The organism is Kibdelosporangium persicum (genome assembly GCF_013280595.1).
GTDB classification, from domain to species: Bacteria; Actinomycetota; Actinomycetes; order Mycobacteriales; family Pseudonocardiaceae; genus Kibdelosporangium; species Kibdelosporangium persicum.
This window is the reverse complement of record NZ_JAAATY010000040.1, coordinates 1-15,573: the sequence shown is the minus strand read 5'-3', so window position 1 is coordinate 15,573 and position 15,573 is coordinate 1. Positions and strand designations below refer to the sequence as shown.

Here is a 15,573-nt window from a genome sequence, read left to right as displayed (position 1 = left end):
GGGGTACGACATAAAGTCCCGGCCGTGACGGACAAACCCAGGCTGTCGATGCTGACCCTCGGCGGCACCATCGCGATGACGTCGGCGAGCGCGTCCGGTGCGGTCGTACCGAGACTCGACGCGGCCGACCTGCTCTCGACCCTGCCCGAGCTCGACGTCGAGCTGGTCACCCACGACTTCCGCAGGCTGCCGAGCCCGGACATCGGGTTCACCGATCTGGCCGCGCTGGCCACGAAGATCGAGGAGGAGATCGCGGCGGGCGCGACCGGCATCGTCGTCACGCAGGGCACGGACACGATCGAGGAGTCCTCCTACTTCCTGGACCGCACGATCGGCGGGGACGTGCCGATCGTGATGACCGGCGCGATGCGCCACCCGCAGCAGGCAGGCCCGGACGGCCCGGCGAACCTCCTGGCCGCGATGGTCGTCGCGGCCGATCCGCGGGCTCGTGGCCTCGGCACCGTCGTGGTGATGTCCGACGAGGTGCACGCCGCTCGTTACGTCCGTAAGTCGCACAGCACCAGCACGGGAGCGTTCACGTCGCCCAACGCCGCCCCGATCGGTCACATCGTCGAGCAGGAGCTGGTCCTGTTGAGCAGGCCGCGGCCGTACGATCCGCTGCCGCGTAGTCCCCGGCTGTCGGAGACGTCGATCGGCATGGTGCACGCCGCGCTGGGTGACGACGGTGACTGGCTGCGCCCGTTCGCCGAGCACACCGACGGCCTGGTCATCGCCGGGTTCGGCGGCGGGCACGTGCCGTCCCGGCTGGTGCCGTTGCTGGCCGAGCTGGCCGAGGCGAAACCGGTCGTGCTGGCGTCGCGGACCAGTTCCGGGCCGGTGCTGACCCGGACATACGGATATCCGGGTTCGGAACAGGACCTGTTGTCAAGGGGCCTCATCAACGCCGGTTTCCTCGACCCGTTCAAAGCACGTGTTCTGCTGCACGTTCTGGTGTCCGCCGGAGCCGATCGCGCCGAGATCACGCGCGTGTTCCGCGACTCCGGCGAGATCCGGGTGATGAGCTGAGGAAAATCCGTGTGAAGAATGCGGTCGGCGCATTTTCCACTGTGACGCAGGAAACGTTTACCGCCGACTGTGCGAGGCTACCGGACGGTGGGTCGCGCCGGGCGAGCCTGCCCGGAAAGTACCGATTCGGACGCGGGGTCTGGCCGTTACCGCAGCGGGAAGGCACTATGTCACCCTGGTTACCGAGTAGTAGCAGGTCGGAGGAGTGAGGTATGCGCGAGATCGCAGTCGCCCCCTTGGTGGAGCCCTACGGCGGTGGACTGGCCGACCTCATCTACACCAACGCGGCCGAGGTCCCCGACACGGTGGCGTTCAGCCGCAAGGTCGACGGCACCTGGCGGGACGTCACCGCGGCACAGTTCAAGGACGAGATGGTCGCCGTCGCGCGTGGCCTGATCGGTTCCGGTGTGGGTGTCGGTGACCGGGTGGCGATCCTCGCCGCGACGCGGTACGAGTGGACCCTGTTCGACTTCGCCATCTGGGCGGTCGGCGGCGTTCCGGTACCGATCTACGTGACGTCGTCGGAGGAGCAGATCCAGTGGATCCTCTCCGACTCCGGCGCGGTCGCGGTGATCGCCGAGAACGACGCATTGCAGGCCAAAGTGGACAGCGTCAGGGCGGCGACGCCCGCGCTCAGGCAGGTCTGGAACATCGAGCGGGGCGCGGTCGACCAGGTCGTCGCGGCCGGCGTGAACGAGACGGCCGAGGCGGTCGACGAACGCCGCAAGGCGGTGAAGGCGTCCGACATCGCCACGTTGATCTACACGTCCGGCACCACCGGGCGGCCCAAGGGCTGCGTGCTCACCCACGCCAACTTCCACTCCGAGGGCGGCAACGTCGTGGAGATGCTGGCGCCGGTGTTCAAGGGCCTCGGCGTCGAGGAGACCTCCACCCTGCTGTTCCTGCCGCTGGCCCACGTCTTCGGGCGAATGGTGCAGGTCGGCGCGGTGCAGGCGCGGGCACGGCTCGGGCACACCGGCGACATCAAGAAGGTCACCGAGGACCTGGCCGCGTTCAAGCCGACGTTCATCCTGTCGGTGCCGTACGTGCTGGAGAAGGTCTACAACGGCGCACGGCAGAAGGCGCACTCCGCGGGCAAGGGCAAGATCTTCGACGCCGCCGCGGCGACCGCGATCGCCTTCAGCGAGGCCGACGGCAAGGCCGGAATCGGGCTGAAGATCAAGCACGCGATCTTCGACAAACTCGTCTACTCGAAACTGCGTGCCGCACTCGGCGGCAAGGCCAAGTACGCCATCTCCGGTGGCGCGGCCCTCGGCCTGCGGCTGACTCACTTCTTCCGCGGCGTCGGCCTGGTCGTGTTCGAGGGCTACGGCCTGACCGAGACGTGCGCGGCGGCCACGGTGAACTCGCCGGACAAGTTCAAGCCGGGCACGGTCGGCCACCCGCTGCCGAACACCGCGGTGCGGATCGCCGAGGACGGCGAGATCCAGATCAAGGGCGGCCAGGTGTTCCCCGGCTACTGGCAGAACGAGGAGGCCACCAAGGCCGCGCTGGACGACGAGGGCTGGTTCGCCACCGGTGACCTCGGTGAACTGGACGACGAGGGCTTCCTGAAGATCACCGGGCGGAAGAAGGAGATCCTGGTGACCAGCGGCGGCAAGAACGTCGCGCCCGCCGTGATCGAGGACCGGATCGCGGCGCACCCGCTGGTCGGGCAGGCCATGGTGGTCGGCGACGGGAAGAGCTACATCGCCGCGCTGATCACCATCGAGCCGGACTACTTCGCCTACTGGAAGTCCACCAACGGCAAGCCCGAGTCGGCGACCGTCGCGGACCTGGTCGACGACCCGGACCTCAACGCCGAGATCCAGCGTGCGGTCGACGAGGGCAACCTCGCGGTGTCCAAGGCCGAGTCGGTCCGCCGGTTCCGGATCCTGACCACCGAGTTCAGCCCGGAGACCGGCCACCTCACCCCGTCGCTGAAGCTGAAGCGGTCGGTGATCATGGCCGACTTCCGGGCCGACGTCGATGCCTTGTACTCATAAGGCTACGAATTGTGACGCCACCCCCGGCGGCACGCTGACTTTGCCGCCGGGGACAAGGGAAGCAATTGACAACGATCACGTCTTGCGGAACGACAATCATTGACGAAACCCGGTGTTACTGCACACGGCCTATTCGTCGACGCCATTCGAGGCAGTACATTCCAGGGGTCTTCCTGATTGGCCGGAATTGCCGGCGACACCGTGAGGGGTAGGAAAAGATGGGCCGGCACGACATCGAGCAGCGGAACCGGCGGAAATTGATCTTGATGCTGGTCATAGTGCTCGTCGGAGCGCTCGTGGCGGGCGTCGCCTGGTTCACCGTGGACCGGCTGCGCGACCCGGCTCAGGCCAAGTGCGCCGACCCGACCGTGCTCAACGTGGTGGCCGCGCCGGACATCGCGCCCGTGGTCGACCAGGTGGCGCGCGGGCTGGACCCGGAAGACGAGAACACGTGCTACCGGGTCGAGATGGTGGTGAACGACTCCGCCACCACCGCGGACCAGCTGTCCGCGCCGAAGCCGGTGAACGTGCCGTCGGTGTGGATTCCCGACTCCACCGTCTGGCTGCGCCGGGCCCGGGAGAAGGGCGCGACGCAGGTGCCGGACGCCGGTTCGTCCATCGCCAGCTCCCCCGTGGTGATGGCGCTGGCCGAGGACGCCGCCAAGGCCCGTGGCTGGCCGCAGAAGCAACTGAGCTGGACCGACGTGATCGGCGCCGGTGGCGCGGACCTGAACGTCGGCATGGTCGATCCGTCCGTCGACGCCGTGGGTGTCTCGGCGCTGATCGCGGTGCGTGACGTGACCGGGCTGACGTCCGACCCGGCCGCCAACAACGTCGCCGTGCTGCGCAAACTGTCGCCCAACGCGGCGTCCGGCGCGGCCGAGCTGTTCGCGAAGACCGGCACGACCTCCAGCGGCCCGCCGATCACCGCCTTCCCGACCTCCGAGCACGCGCTGCTGGACAACAACGCCAAGCGCAAGGACGAGCAGCTCGTCGCGGTCTACCCCAACCCGGCGTCGCCGTCCCTGGACTACCCGTACACCGTGCTGCCCTCGCCGGAGGACGTCGCCATCGCCGCGGCGAAGTTCCGGACCGCGCTGCAGTCGCAGAACGTCGGCGATGCCTTGGCGGCCAACGGTTTGCGCTTCCCGGACGGCCGGGTCCCCGGCTCGCCGCCGACGGACAACCGGACCATCGTGCGCCAGCTGCGCCCGGTCGCCCCGCCCGGAACCGCCCAGCTCGACCAGGTGCTCAACACGTGGGCGGGCATCAGCAAGGCCTCGCGTATCCAGGCCGTGCTCGACGTGTCCGGCTCGATGAACGGCGTGATCCCCGGTTCCGGCAAGACCCGGATGCAGGTGACGCTGGAGGCGTCCGAGGGCGGCATCAAGCTGATGAACCCCCGCACCAAACTGGGCATCTGGGTGTTCTCCGCGGAGCTGGACGGCGAGAAGGACTACAAGGAAGTACTGCCGGTCCTGCCGCTGAACGAGTCCCTGCCGCAGGGTGCGCTGGAGAAACTGCGCGCGATCAAGGCGACCCCGACCGGCCGCACCGGCCTGTACGACACGGCCCTGGCCGCGTACACGTCGGCGCGTCAGAACTGGGAGCCCGGGCGGTTGAACATGGTGCTGATCCTGACCGACGGCAAGAACGACGACGACGGCCGTGGCGTCACCCGGGAGGCACTGCTCGCCGAGCTGGGCAAGTTGCAGGACCCGAACCGGCCGCTGCCGATCGTGTTCATCGGGTTCGGCCCGGACGTCGACGTGGCCGAGCTGAACGCGATCGCCAAGGCCACCGGCGGCCAGGCGTTCAACACGGCGGACCCGACGAAGATCAACGAGATCTTCTTCGCGGCACTCAGCCGGTTCATCTCCGGCAAGCCCTGATCCGGTCAGCTCACCCGGCGCCGGTGCGAACGCCTGTCGTTCGCACCGGCGTTCCGCCGCCGAGGCGATCCTTATGCGTGCGATGCGCACTCGGGGAAGAAAGTTACAAGCCGAGGCGGACCGCTTGCAGTGCCATGTAGAGCTCCGCGACACACTTCGGGCGGTTCAGATCACGGCCCGTCAGGTCCTCGATCCGCCGGATCCGGTAACGCACGGTGTTCGGATGGACGTAGAGGTTCTTGGCCGCGACCTTGGCCGATCCGCCGTGCCCGTACCACGCTTCGAGCGTGGTCAGCAGGATCTCCCGCTCGGCCTGGGGCAGCGCGAGCAAGTCGGCGAGCATCTCGTGCGCCAGCTCGGCGGCCAGCGCGGGAGCGCCCGCGACCAGTGCGGCAACTGGCGAATCGCCGAAGACCACCACGCCGTTGGCACCGTGTGGTAGTGACCGGCGGGCGATTCTGGCTCTGTGCAAGGCCGTCGGGACTTCGGTCAGGTCCGAGAACGGGGTGCTGACGCCGACGACCCCGCTGGTCTTCGCGAGGACTTCGCGCAACGCGGTCACGCCGGAGCCGACGGCCATGATGCCGACGTTCATGTCCACTCCGGACGAGTGCACGCGGCGGCGCCAGACGGCACGGGACCCGATCGCGTCGACCACGCTCGCGTCGTCGGCGACGATCACCACGAGCTTGCCGGTGGACGGCAGGCCGAGCACGCCCGCCGCGTCCTCCAGGTCCGGGCGTTGCGCGATACGGCCTTCGAGCAGGCCGTCCATCAACGCGGTCCGAGCCTGGTCGTCCAGCCTGCCGCGGTCGGCCTCGACTTCGCGGTATGCCGTGGTGAGCGCTTCGGAGTAGGCGTCGATGATCCGCCAGACCGTGGTGCTGGCCTGCAACATCTGTTCGGGTGTCACGCTGTGCGGACGCGGGTTGCCGCGTTCGATCAGCATCTCGTAGACGAACGTTCCCGCCAGCCGGTAGGCGCGCAACGCGTCCGGCAACGTGATCCCGATCCGGGCCTGCGCGCGGCCGGTCTTCAGCGCGTTGCCGAGTTCGACCTCGCGGCTCTCGATGAACGAGGTGAAGGCGCCGTCCAGATGCGCTTCGCAGACCTTGCGCAGCTCCTCGGGGTACTGCTCGGCCACCCGGCGGTAGCACTCGGTTTTGTCGCGCAGCAGGTCCACCAGCCGCGCGGACAACTCCGGCACCTGCGCCCGTTGCGATCGCGCCAGGTCCAGGAGTTCCTCAGGCAGCGGCGTAGCCACTATCCGAGAGCCCATAACGCGACTTTAACTCGCCTTTCCGCTTCGCGGATAGCCTCAGCCGGCGGGCATCGCCCGCTGTTCGCGCCGAAACGCCAGGAACGCCGCGGCACCGGAGCCCGCGGCGACCATGAGCCCCAGGTATAGACCGAACCCACTGACCACCGACGCGGGCAACGTGATCCAGCGCAGCACGATCATCACCACGGCCAGCATTCCGAGGGTCAGCCACAGCGACGACGTCATCCGCACCGGCCTGCCGAACCGTTGCCACAACAGCAGCACGCTGACGGCCAGCAACAGCACGACCGGGAACCACGCCAGGAAGTTGCCCTCCCACACCGGGATCCACGTCGGCGCTCCCTGCGCGCGCAGGCCCACGGCGACCGGCTCGGTGGCTCTGAACCACGGCAGGAAGCTCACGACCAGGCCGATGATCCCCGCGGCGACCCCGATCCATTCCAGCCAGGTGATCCGGTGCCGGGTCGCGGGAACGTCAGCCACGAAAGCCTCCTCTACTGTCCGATCAGCGAACAGTATGGCCCCACGCAGGCGAAACGCGCGAGCCCGGCAGCAGACCCCCAGCCTGCTGCCGGGCTCACGTCCAGTGCGGATCCCGGCCGGCGTAGGCCACGAGCTTGTCCAGCTCGCTCGTGTCGTCCGGCACCGTCACCTGAACGTCGAACGCGGCGGTAGGACGATCGGATGGGAAGCGCCGCATGGCTTTCAGCGCCGCCGCCGCGATCCGCTCGTCCGGCGTGTACGGCACGCCGATCGTCCTGGCGACGTCCCAGCCGTGCACGACCGTGTCGATGAAGTGCATCGTCACGGCGACCGAACCGGGCACCACCCCGAACACGCCGATGCGCATCGGCCGGTCCAGCACCGAGCCGGGCTCGAAGGCCGCGACGTACCCGGCCGCCGCTCGCCGGTAGCCGGCGACCGGGTCGGGCCCGAGCCCGCCCGCGTTCCAGTCCACATCGGACAATCCGGTGCCCGCGGTCGTCGCGGCGGCGAAGCCCAGGTCCTCGCTGACCAGGTGCCGTAGCAGACCGTGCAGCGTCCAGTCGGCGCACGGCGTCGGCAGCCGCAGCTGGTCCGGCCGGACCTGGCCGATCACCTCGCTGGTCAGTTTCATCGCCTGGCGGTCGAGTTCCCGGAAGTCCACGGGAAGCACCCTAGAAAGCCCCAGCGGCACCCCGGAAGAGCCAAAATCGGCAAGTTCGACTGGGCCAATCCGGCTATCGTCGAGGCGGTGGAGTTCCATGTCAGCCTGGTCGGCCGGACCGAGAAGACCGGCCAGATCTACCAGCAGGTCAAGGCCGCCATCATGGACGGCAGGCTGCGGCAGGGCGACGCGCTGCCGCCGACCCGCGAGCTCGCCGAGCGGCTTGCGGTGTCCCGCAACACCGTCAGCGCCGCGTACGACCGGCTCACCGCCGAGGGGTTCGTGGCCGCGAAGACCGGCTCGGGCACGTTCGTCCAGGCGTCCGGGTTCTCCCAGCCGCCCGGCCGCACGCACGGCGCGGGACCGCGTCCCAAAGCGGTGTGGGAAACCCTGCGGGCCCCGGCACACGACACGTCGCCGGTCCGGTACGACTTCCGCGCCGGGATACCGGACGCGAAGCTGTTCCCGTACGCCGCGTGGCGCCGGTTGCTGGCCAGACAGTTCACCCCGGCGGCCATCGGATCGCTCGCGCACGACGGGGCGGCGGCTCATCCCGCGCTGGCCGCGGCGCTGGCCCGGCACGTCGGCGTTTCCCGTGCGGTGCGCGCGTCCGCGGACGACGTGCTGGTCACCCACGGCGCCCAGCAAGCGCTCGATCTGGTCTGCCGCGTCCTGGTCGAACCGGGAACCGTTGTGGCCGTGGAGGATCCCGGCTACTTCGGGCCGCTGCACCTGTTCCGGTCGCACGGCGCCGACGTCGTCGGCGTGCCCGTCGACGAGGAGGGGATCGTCGTCTCCGCGATCCCTCCGGCCGCGCGGGTCGTCTACGTGACACCGTCCCACCAGTTCCCGTTGGGCGTCCCGATGTCCTTGGCCCGCCGGACCGCGTTGCTCGAATGGGCCGAACGGACCGGGGCCGTCGTGGTCGAGGACGACTACGACAGCGAGTTCCGGTACGGCGGCCGTCCGATCGAGCCGTTGCAGAACCTCGACCGGACCGGGCACGTGGTCTACGTCGGTTCACTGTCCAAAGTGCTGCTGCCGAGCCTGCGGCTCGGTTTCCTGATCGCACCGGCCGGTCTGCGGCCCGCGCTGCGGGCGGCGAAGTACGTCGGCGACTGGCAGTCCAACCGGCCGATCCAGGGCGCGCTCGCCGGCCTGATCGACGAAGGCCTGCTGGCCCGGCACATCCGGCGGACCCGCAAGGAGTACCAGGCCAGGCATGACCGGATTCTGACGGTGCTGCGGCGTGACTTCGCCGGTCTGCTCGAACCGCAGCCCGTCGCGGCGGGCCTGCACCTGTGTGCATATCTACCCGATGGTGTGAACGACCTGTCCGTCTATCGGCGTGCACGGGCGGCCGGTGTCGTCGTGTACGCCTTGTCTCCGTTCAGAATTCACTCTTCCGGTCGCCCCGGTCTGGTGATCGGGTATGGCGCGATTGAACTGTCCGATATCGACGAAGGGCTACACCGGCTGAAAGCCTGCATGCGGCCCGATACGATTCGCCGGTGATCCGACGCCCTGTGTTGTTCGGTGTGGCCGCACTGTTCCTGGCCGGATGCGGCAGCACGTCCGAACCGGCCCCGCCACCGGCCGCGCCGCCACCGGCCGTCGCCGGACTGCCGGCCGATCAGGTGAGGGCGGAACCGCTGACCCCGCAACGGTTGCAGACCCTCTGGTGGAGCTGGGCGAGCTCGGCCGCGCCGGGCCAGAGCCCGGTCGAGGACCCGACCGGGCAGTACTGCGGCGACAGCCAGCCGTTCGGCGTCTGGCTGATCGCGGGAACGCCGGGAGGCACGGCGGACAGGCACTGCCAGGTCCCCTCGGCCCTGCCGCTCGCCGGCCCGGTCGCCACGCGGATGACGAAGGACGCGGCGGGCTGCGCCACGTTCCTCTCGGCCGCGAACGGCGAAGCGCTGCTGGACGGCAAACCGGTGCCGGTCGAGCGGATCGAGCCCACCAAGATCACGTACGACTCGATGTCAGGTGCCCAGGAGGGCTACAGCTGTGGATTGTGGGTGCGGGTCGATCCGCTGGCGCCCGGGCAGCACACGCTGACTCTGCGCGGAGGCAGCGGCACGTTCACCAACGAGGCCAACTACGACTTGACCGTCGTCCAGTTGCCCTGAGCAAAACCCCAGCCCAACCCTCGTGAGTGTTTATCAGGGTTAGAACACGGACAAACACTCACGAGGGGAGCGCTAGAGGTTCAGTGTTCCCTTTGCCACGATCACCGCTGATCCGGCTACTTCCACCCGGTCGATGCGCTCGCCTTCGCCGTCCACCCGGGCGTGGATCGTCGAGGGGCGGTGGATCGCCGCGCCCTGGCTGATCGTGATGTCCTCGCCGAAGGGGATTCGGTTGTACCGGGCCAGGTGTACGGCCAGCGGGCCGGCCGCCGAGCCGGTCGCCGGGTCCTCGTTCACGCCGAGGGACGGGCCGAACATCCGCGTCGTCCACTGCGAACCGGAGCCGGCGAAGCAGTTCACGCCGATGCCCGGCAGTTCCGCGAGGACAGCCATGTCCGGGCGCAGGGCCATGACCGCGTCGACGGTATCGAGCATCACGTAGAGGTGGCGCGGGCCGTTGGTGTACACGTCGACCGGCAGCACCGAGTAGCGGACTCCCAGCGCCGCCAGCAGTTCCGCCGCGTCGGCGAACTCCTCCCACGTCGGGATCGGCTGGGTCATCCGCCCGGACACGATCCGGCCGTCCGTGCGGGTCAGCGCGACCGGCACGATGCCCTTGCCGGTCTCCAGGCGGATCTCGTCGCCGGGCAGGTTCTGGCCGAGCACGTACGCCGTGCCGAGGATCGGGTGCCCCGCGAAGGGCAGTTCGACCGCCGGGGTGAAGATCCGGACCTTCGCGTCCCCGCCTTCGGCCGGCGGCAGCACGAACACCGTCTCCGAGAGGTTCATCTCGCGCGCGATCGCCTGCATGTGCTCGGCGGGCACCTCCTGGCCCGCGGTGAACACGGCGACCGGGTTGCCCTTCAGCGGCCGCTCGGTGAAGACGTCAGCCACGACATACGGATGCATGTGCCAAAGCTACAGCGTGAGATCAAGTCCCATACCGCGCAACAACGTCTGGAACTTCGCGGATGTCTCGGCCAGCTCGAGCTCCGGCACCGAAGCGTCGACGATCCCCGCCCCGGCGTAGAGGCGTAGTGACTGGTCAGTGACGTCTGCCGACCTGATCGCCACGGCCCACTCGCCGTCCCCGTTGCTGTCGACCCAGCCGACCGCGCCGGTGTAGAAACCCCGGTCGAACGATTCGATCTGGGCGATCGCGTCCCGGGCCGCCCTGGTCGGCGATCCGCAGACCGCCGGGGTCGGGTGCAGGGCCGCGGCCAGCGTCAGCGCCGTCACGCTCCGGTCGGCGAGCTCGCCGGTGATCGTGGTGCACAGGTGCCACATGCTCGGCGTGCTGACCAGCGACGGCGTGCGGGGCACGGTCATCCGCCGGCAGAACGGCCGCAGCGCCTCGACCTCGGCCTCGACCACCCACCGGTGCTCGTCCTGGTCCTTCTTCGACGCCAGCAGCCGCTGGGCGTTGGCACGGTCCTCCACCGGGTCCTTGCCGCGCGGCTGGGAGCCGGCCAGCGGCCGGGACACGAAACTCATCCCGGTCCGGCGGACCAGCAGCTCCGGGCTGGCACTGACGAGCGTCACCCCAGGAGTGGGCAGCGGGGTCGCGAAGGTGTAACCGTGCGTGTTCATCGCGGCCAGGCTGGCCAGCATCCGCCGCATGTCGACCGGCTCGTCCAGGTCGATCCGCAGGGTCCTGGCGAGCACGACCTTGCCCAGGGTGCCGTCGTTGAGCAGGGCGAGGGCCTTGCTGACCCCGCGTTCGTACTCCTCGGGCGACGGTTCGGAGGTCACCCGGTGGCCGGGCAGCGACACCTGGTGCTTGCCCGGGCGGATCGGACCGGCCCAGGACACCGAGGCCGGCAGCAGCACGTGCGTCTCGCCCGTGTCGTCGTACGGCAGCGCGCCGACGGCTATCCCGCGGTACTCCGCGAGAGCCTCGTTGACCTGGGCGGACAGGGCGTCGGAGTCCTTCTCGGAGAGCACGTGCCGCGGGTCGCTCGCGAGCAGTGTGCGGTCCGGGGCGGCGAAGAAGAAGGCTCCCGGCTGGTACTGGTCGGTCAGTTCCACGTCCACAACCTCTCATCGTGCCCGCCCGCCTTCATCGTGCCCCGCCCACCGGCCCGGAAACTGCTGAAGGTGGCCCTCGTCATGCGAGGACCACCTTCGGCAAACCTGAACCGCCCCTCCGGCTAGGGGCCTGTTGTCACTTGAGGGCGTCGATCAGCGCGCCGCGCTGACGGTCGCCGAGACCCGCCGCCCGGCGCTCGGCGTCGATACCGGCCTTCTCCAGCAGCGAGGCGACCTTCACCGCACCAAGCCCCGGCACCGCCATCAGCAGCTGCTTGACCTTGGTCTTTCCGATGGTCTTGTCTTCCTTGGCCTTGGCGAGCACCTTGTCGATGGTGGTCTTGCCGGCCTTGATCGAAGCAAGCAGCTCGGAGCGCGCCTTGCGTGCCTCGGCTGCCTTGGCCAACGCCTCAGCGCGCTGCTCGGGAGTCAACGTAGGCAGAGCCAACGTGCTGTTCCTTCCTATGTCGAGGTCTGGTGTCGCCGGTGCGATTTCCACCGCCCTTTTTCGGGCCCGATCACGCCTCGCGACGCGACCAGTAAACGACACCCACCTGCGGAACATACCCCCGACACGCGGGACTTTCCGCCGAACAACCCCGCACCGACCAGGCACAACCCTCCGTAATTCACCCTCAAGGGCGGTTTGCGGCACGGGCCGGACCGGCTGACCGGAGACTCCCTCCGGTGAGTTTCACGCTTGTTTTTCGGCCTCTTCCTGGGGATGTTCGAATTGCCCTCCGGTTACCTCAGGCGAGTTTTCGTCGCAAGCTGTGACCGTGATCCGGGCCTCATACCCCGGAGGTAAGGACCATCTACTGTGCAGTCAGGCGCACGATGCGGTGACGCAGGACACAGCGGGAGAGCCCATGTTGAGCACGATGCAGGACACCCCTCTCACGATCGGGCGGATCGTCCGCCACGGAACCGGCATGTACTCGTCCAGTGAGGTGATCACCTGGACCGGTACCGAGGCCAGGCGCGAGCAGTACGGGCAGACCGGCCGCCGGGCGGCTCAGCTCGCCCACGCGCTGCGTGGCCTTGGGGTCACCGGCGACCAGCGGGTGGGCACGTTCATGTGGAACAACGCCGAGCACCTGCAGGCCTACCTGGCCGTCCCCGCGATGGGCGCGGTGCTGCACACGCTGAACCTGCGCCTGTTCCCCGAGCAGCTGACCTACATCGCCAACCACGCCGAAGACCACGTGGTGATCGTGGACGCGTCGATCGCGCCGCTGTTGGCGCGCGTCCTGCCGACGTTCAGCACGGTCAGGCACGTGGTCGTGGCCAACGGGCCGGTCGAGGCGCTCGAAGCGCCTGCCGGGGTCGAGGTGCACTCGTACGACGAACTGCTGGCCGGTCAGCCGGAGGAGTACGACTGGCCGGAAGTGGACGAACGGCAGGCCGCCGCGATGTGCTACACGTCCGGCACGACCGGCAACCCGAAGGGCGTCGTCTACTCGCACCGCTCGATCTACCTGCACTCCATGCAGGTCTGCATGTCCGACAGCATGAACCTGTCGGGGTCGGACAAGGCACTGGTGATCGTGCCGCAGTTCCACGCGATGTCGTGGGGCATGCCGTACGCGGCGATGATGGTGGGCGCGTCGTTGCTGATGCCGGACCGGTTCCTGCAGCCGGAGCCGCTGGCGGCGATGATCGCGGCCGAGCGGCCGACCTTCGCGGGCGCCGTTCCCACGATCTGGCAAGGCCTGCTGGCGCACCTGGAGAGCAACCCGGTCGACCTCTCGTCGTTGCGGGACGTCATCGTCGGCGGCTCCGCGTGCCCGCCCGCTCTGATGCATGCCTTCAACGACCGCTACGGCGTGCACATCACGCACGCGTGGGGCATGACCGAGACGTCACCGCTGGGCAGCGTCGCGCGGCCGCCGGCAGGCGTGACGGGCGACGAGGAGTGGGCGTACCGGTACACGCAGGGCCGTCCGCCCGCGTCGGTGAGCGCACGCCTGATCGACGACGACGGCAACGAGGTGCCGTGGGACGGCGAGAGCGTCGGCGAACTGGAGGTCAGCGGCCCGTGGATCGCGGCCTCGTACTACCGGCAGGACGAGGACGGTGAGGGCGCGGACAAGTTCCACGACGGCTGGCTGCGCACCGGCGACGTCGGCTCGTTCACCCCGGACGGGTTCCTGAAGCTGACCGACCGCTCCAAGGACGTGATCAAGTCCGGCGGCGAGTGGATCTCCTCGGTGGAGCTGGAGAACCAGGTGATGGCGCACCCGGCGGTGGCCGAGGCGGCGGTCGTCGGCATCCCGGACGAGAAGTGGGACGAGCGCCCGTTGGTCGCGGTCGTGGTGCGGGAGGGGCAGACCGTCCAGCCGCGGGAGCTGCGTGAGTTCCTGGAAGGCCGGGTCGCGCACTGGCAGGTGCCGGAGAACTACACGTACATCGAGGAAGTCCCGAAGACCAGCGTCGGCAAGTTCGACAAGAAGCGGATCCGGGCGGCCTTCGCCGAAGGCAAGCTCGACGTCACCCACCTGCCCTGAAAGACCTCGTGAGTGTTTATCCGGGTTCTAACCCTGATCCACCGGTGAATGTGTTGGTGGTGGGTATGTCGTAGACGGGCAGGTGCCCTCTGAGCTGGGATGATTGTTCTTGTCTAGGGAACAAGCCATCACAGAAGAGGGCACCTGTTAAGTGAAAGCATCGCATACCCGTGGTGGGATTGACGCGAGGTTCGACCATCCGACGTTGGTGTCGCAGGCCGGGCTGGTGCCGGCGATGCGATTAGCGCAGGATGCGGGCCTGTCTGAGCTGGCCGATAGGCATGTCCGGCTGGGTGGCTCGATCGGCGCCAACGCCGGCGCGAAGATCGCGTCGATCGTGGCGGGCATGGTCTGTGGCGCGGACTCGATCGACGATCTGGACGTGATCCGCCATGGCGGGCTGCCGCTGCTGTTCGACGGTATCAGGGCACCGTCCACGCTGGGCAGCTTCCTGCGGTATTTCGGCATCGGTCACCTGACCCAGTTGCAGCACGTGGCTCACGGGGTGCTGGTCAGGCTGGCCGCCCAGACCCCGCTGCTGCCCGGCGTCGATCAGCTGGCCTTTGTGGACATGGATTCCAAAACCCAGCAGGTGCACAGCAAGAAACAAGGTGCCGCGTACGGGCACAAGAACCTGTTCGGCCTGGACTACCAACTCATCACGCTGGGCACCCCGCTGGCCGCTCCGGTGATCCTCGACAGCCGGCTACGCGGCGGCAACGCCCACTCCGCCCGCAACGCCGCCAGCCTGCTGCGCCGCTCGCTGACCACCGCCCGAGCCTGCGGCGCGACCGGCCCCATCCTGGTACGCATGGACTCGGCGTTCTTCAACGGCGAGGTCATCACCGAGGTGATCACGGCCGGCGCATGGTTTTCCATCACCGCACGCCACAGCGGCAACGTCACCGCCGCCATCCACGACATCCCCGAACCACACTGGCAACCGGTCACCTTCGCCACCCCCATCCGCGACCAGGACACCGGGCAGCTGATCACCCACGCCGAGATCGCCGAGACCAGCCTGACCGTTCTCACCAACATCACCCGGCACCCCACCGGACCAGCCACCCTCCGGCTGATCGTGCGCCGCGTGCCCATCACCACCCCGCACACCGACCAACAACCACTATTCCCCGCTTACCGCTACCACGCCATCCTCACCAACTCCCCACTCGAAAAGACCCAAGCCGAGGCCTGCCACCGCCAACGAGCCGGCAGCATCGAACACGTCCTGGGCCAACTCGCCACCAGCACCCTGACCCACTTCCCGTCACACGCCTTCATCGCCAACGCCGCCTGGCTGATCCTGGCCACCATCACCCACAACCTCCTGCGCGCCACCGGCTGCCTGGCCACCGGACGCTTCGCCCGCGCCCACACCACCACCCTGCGCCGCACCCTGATCACCGTGGCCGCCCAACTCACCCGCCAAGCACGCCGCACCACCCTGCGCCTGCCCACCCACTGGCCCCACCGCAACGCCTGGCTACTGCTGTTCGACCGGGCACACTCCCCACCCCCACTCCAGCATTGACCACCCACCAAGGCACCCC

Annotated in this window: 13 protein-coding genes; 7 read left to right on the top strand and 6 right to left on the bottom strand. The window is 68.7% G+C overall.

Translation table 11 applies throughout. The features are described from left to right. The first annotated feature begins 24 nt into the window (after window positions 1-24). The 3 genes from GC106_RS41260 to GC106_RS41250 all read left to right on the top strand — a co-directional run bounded on the left by GC106_RS41260 (window position 25) and on the right by GC106_RS41250 (window position 4,924). Complete coding sequence (locus GC106_RS41260; protein ID WP_312873293.1) at window positions 25-1,026, top strand: asparaginase; 1,002 nt, start codon at window positions 25-27, stop codon at window positions 1,024-1,026. 212 nt (window positions 1,027-1,238) lie between these two features. After that, window positions 1,239-3,032 (top strand): AMP-dependent synthetase/ligase, encoded by a 1,794-nt coding sequence (locus GC106_RS41255; RefSeq protein WP_173141634.1) that lies wholly within the window; start codon window positions 1,239-1,241, stop codon window positions 3,030-3,032. Between the two features lie 266 nt (window positions 3,033-3,298). Further along, window positions 3,299-4,924: a substrate-binding domain-containing protein gene (locus GC106_RS41250; protein WP_173141633.1), complete on the top strand. Its 1,626-nt coding sequence runs from the start codon at window positions 3,299-3,301 to the stop codon at window positions 4,922-4,924. A 103-nt stretch (window positions 4,925-5,027) separates the two neighbouring features. Here GC106_RS41250 and GC106_RS41245 read toward each other — a convergent pair whose 3' ends face one another. The 3 genes from GC106_RS41245 to GC106_RS41235 all read right to left on the bottom strand — a co-directional run bounded on the left by GC106_RS41245 (window position 5,028) and on the right by GC106_RS41235 (window position 7,353). Then, complete coding sequence (locus GC106_RS41245; protein ID WP_173141632.1) at window positions 5,028-6,203, bottom strand: PucR family transcriptional regulator; 1,176 nt, start codon at window positions 6,201-6,203, stop codon at window positions 5,028-5,030. 39 nt (window positions 6,204-6,242) lie between these two features. Continuing rightward, window positions 6,243-6,689, bottom strand: a complete 447-nt coding sequence (locus GC106_RS41240; RefSeq protein ID WP_173141631.1) for a hypothetical protein — start codon at window positions 6,687-6,689, stop codon at window positions 6,243-6,245. A 94-nt stretch (window positions 6,690-6,783) separates the two neighbouring features. Continuing rightward, complete coding sequence (locus GC106_RS41235) at window positions 6,784-7,353, bottom strand: TIGR03086 family metal-binding protein (RefSeq protein ID WP_173141630.1); 570 nt, start codon at window positions 7,351-7,353, stop codon at window positions 6,784-6,786. Between the two features lie 87 nt (window positions 7,354-7,440). Here GC106_RS41235 and pdxR point away from each other — a divergent pair, with 87 nt between their 5' ends. After that, a complete protein-coding gene (gene pdxR, locus GC106_RS41230) occupies window positions 7,441-8,868 on the top strand; it encodes a MocR-like pyridoxine biosynthesis transcription factor PdxR (protein ID WP_173141629.1) in 1,428 nt (475 codons plus the stop codon). Further along, the gene (locus GC106_RS41225) at window positions 8,865-9,485 is read left to right on the top strand and encodes a signal protein (RefSeq protein WP_173141628.1); all 621 of its coding nucleotides are present in this window, start codon (window positions 8,865-8,867) and stop codon (window positions 9,483-9,485) included. Before pdxR ends, GC106_RS41225 begins: the two co-directional genes overlap by 4 nt. 72 nt (window positions 9,486-9,557) lie before the next feature. On the opposite strand, the gene GC106_RS41220 is transcribed toward GC106_RS41225, so the two are convergent. The 3 genes from GC106_RS41220 to mihF form a co-directional block, all read right to left on the bottom strand. Beyond that, window positions 9,558-10,394 (bottom strand): PhzF family protein, encoded by an 837-nt coding sequence (locus GC106_RS41220; protein ID WP_173141627.1) that lies wholly within the window; start codon window positions 10,392-10,394, stop codon window positions 9,558-9,560. Between the two features lie 9 nt (window positions 10,395-10,403). Beyond that, window positions 10,404-11,513 (bottom strand): isochorismate synthase, encoded by a 1,110-nt coding sequence (locus GC106_RS41215; RefSeq protein ID WP_312873291.1) that lies wholly within the window; start codon window positions 11,511-11,513, stop codon window positions 10,404-10,406. Window positions 11,514-11,649: 136 nt separating this feature from the next. Further along, complete coding sequence (gene mihF / locus GC106_RS41210; RefSeq protein ID WP_173141625.1) at window positions 11,650-11,961, bottom strand: integration host factor, actinobacterial type; 312 nt, start codon at window positions 11,959-11,961, stop codon at window positions 11,650-11,652. 421 nt (window positions 11,962-12,382) lie between these two features. Between mihF and GC106_RS41205 the strand changes: the two genes are divergently transcribed. Together GC106_RS41205 and GC106_RS41200 are read left to right on the top strand one after the other, a co-directional pair. Next, window positions 12,383-14,020 (top strand): long-chain fatty acid--CoA ligase, encoded by a 1,638-nt coding sequence (locus GC106_RS41205; RefSeq protein ID WP_173141624.1) that lies wholly within the window; start codon window positions 12,383-12,385, stop codon window positions 14,018-14,020. 151 nt (window positions 14,021-14,171) lie between these two features. Continuing rightward, complete coding sequence (locus GC106_RS41200) at window positions 14,172-15,554, top strand: IS1380 family transposase (RefSeq protein WP_312872492.1); 1,383 nt, start codon at window positions 14,172-14,174, stop codon at window positions 15,552-15,554. Window positions 15,555-15,573 lie beyond the last annotated feature (19 nt).

Excerpts from the sequence above, each read along its gene's own strand:
- GC106_RS41255 (WP_173141634.1), top strand. The coding sequence starts at position 1,239 with ATGCGCGAGATCGCAGTCGCCCCCTTGGTGGAGCCCTACGGCGGTGGA.
- GC106_RS41250 (WP_173141633.1), top strand. The coding sequence starts at position 3,299 with ATGCTGGTCATAGTGCTCGTCGGAGCGCTCGTGGCGGGCGTCGCCTGG.
- GC106_RS41220 (WP_173141627.1), bottom strand. The coding sequence starts at position 10,394 with ATGCATCCGTATGTCGTGGCTGACGTCTTCACCGAGCGGCCGCTGAAG.
- GC106_RS41205 (WP_173141624.1), top strand. The coding sequence starts at position 12,383 with ATGTTGAGCACGATGCAGGACACCCCTCTCACGATCGGGCGGATCGTC.
- GC106_RS41245 (WP_173141632.1), bottom strand. The coding sequence starts at position 6,203 with ATGGGCTCTCGGATAGTGGCTACGCCGCTGCCTGAGGAACTCCTGGAC.